Origin of the sequence: Methylophaga sp. UBA1464, from assembly GCF_002325665.1 — a bacterium.
Classification (GTDB): Bacteria; Pseudomonadota; Gammaproteobacteria; order Nitrosococcales; family Methylophagaceae; genus Methylophaga.
This window is the reverse complement of sequence record NZ_DCSO01000089.1, coordinates 39,465-41,241: the sequence shown is the minus strand read 5'-3', so window position 1 is coordinate 41,241 and position 1,777 is coordinate 39,465. Positions and strand designations below refer to the sequence as shown.

Sequence of the window (1,777 nt, the reverse complement as noted above, 5' to 3'; positions counted from 1 at the left end):
CTGGGTAGCGTTGTATTGGCGCACCAAGAAAAGCTGGAGCCGAATTAATGATGTCCCCTAATATACTATTACGATTTCTCAGAGTTCCTTCATTACTTATTTCTTGTGTTTGATCTCCTCTCAGATATTTAAGAAGATCCTCATCATTATTAAGCAAACTTTTCTGTTCATCATTAAGATTGTCAAAAATGAAAGGCTTACCATCGGAACCATCAAAGGTAATGATTATCCTGTCATTTGCAGCAGGGATCAGATCTCTCGCATCCCAAATTGGCGAACCTAAAGTCCCTCCTCCTGTAATCGGTAAAGCTAATAACTGACCTGTCCAACCTTCACTATTAAAACGTGCCTGATACACTCTGCTATCACTGGATATTGAACCGGAGTTTAAAGCGACAGAAGAAGCTGAAGATGTCCTGTCAACGATGTTACTCAATACACCGCTCAATTGTTCGGCGAAACTATCAGGGTCACTGGCACTAAAAAAGCCACCACGACTGTTAACTCCCGCATGTAGCACATCATCAAGTTTCGCTGCATTACTAGAAGTAGGGTCAGGCCAGTTAATAATAGTGTCATTATCAATGGCCGCAAAAGCAGTATCTGGATCGATTGATCCTGATACTCCCAATCCAACTCCAAACGTGACCATATGTTGCCAAAATGCTGGATTGATAGAAGAAGTTGGTACTTTGTTACCTAAATCGGTTCGAAGATCATTTTTCCAATAATACATGGCAACATCTGCCAAGGTATCATCATGCTCATCACTAAAAGGTGATTCAGCTTCAAAGGTAAATGAAGTTGTTCCAGGTCCGGTAATTGTCGGCCCGTCAGTTCCATCATTATTGGCTCTAGCCGCTGCAACTCCCGCTGTTGAGCTGTTCCAATAACCATCGGTCATTAAAATGGTGTAGCTCGCTCGGCATTGTAAATGTTCAGCTGAATTATTACTGCCGGGTGTTTGTCCCCATGGTCCACTATTGTCATCATATGAGTAGTATCTTCCCGCTCGATCTAGCGCCCACCTCAAAGGGGTATTGGATGCAGGCATGGGGTGTTCATATAAATTTTGGAAAAAGTTGTCTCGATCTGAACTGGTAAAGCGGCGAACACCGGAAATAATTGCACTAGTATTAAGCCCATCAATGTCAGAAGCGCCTTTATTTATTGCTCCAAACCCAACCCTCATATTTTCAGCCTGTTGAGCGAAAGCGCGGCCTATACCTGCTCGGGAAGTTAGCACTCTGGAGCGATGATAGGTATACCAATTTGCAAAGTTTTGTATTTCTTCCAAATAAGTGCAGCTTGGTTTACTGGCACAATCACTTCGTGCATCACTGCCTTGGTATGTGTTTCCTGTTCGGATTTCAACTTTGGTATAACAAGCTCGAGTATCTGCATTGTTATTACAACCTACATTTCCCGGTGACCAGACAAAATAGGTGGCAGGCCAAAATCCTGCTTCACCTGTTTGTGCATCAACATAGTTACCCGTGGACCAGCTATAGCCACCACCGGAAGCACGACGACGCCAGCGACCGTAACTATCCGTACTTGTATTAGCATTACCGGCATTCTGCACGGTAAGGTCTCTGCAACCTAATGAGGTATCAGCAGGATTATGATATGCACAACTGGTAATGGCATCAGGCCAAGTTTCATTTTCAGAAGTTACCCAAGGCCGATATCGTCTGGTTGGATCATAGTAGTTTTTATTGTTATGGCTGGAACGTCTGCGATAGTTGTGGATATTATCATCTTCAAACCCTCCTTC

Annotated in this window: 1 pseudogene; it reads right to left on the bottom strand. The window is 43.5% G+C overall.

The features are described 5' to 3' along the window. Positions 1-1,777 (bottom strand): annotated as a pseudogene (locus B3O33_RS11725) (pilus assembly protein PilY); the annotation flags it as partial.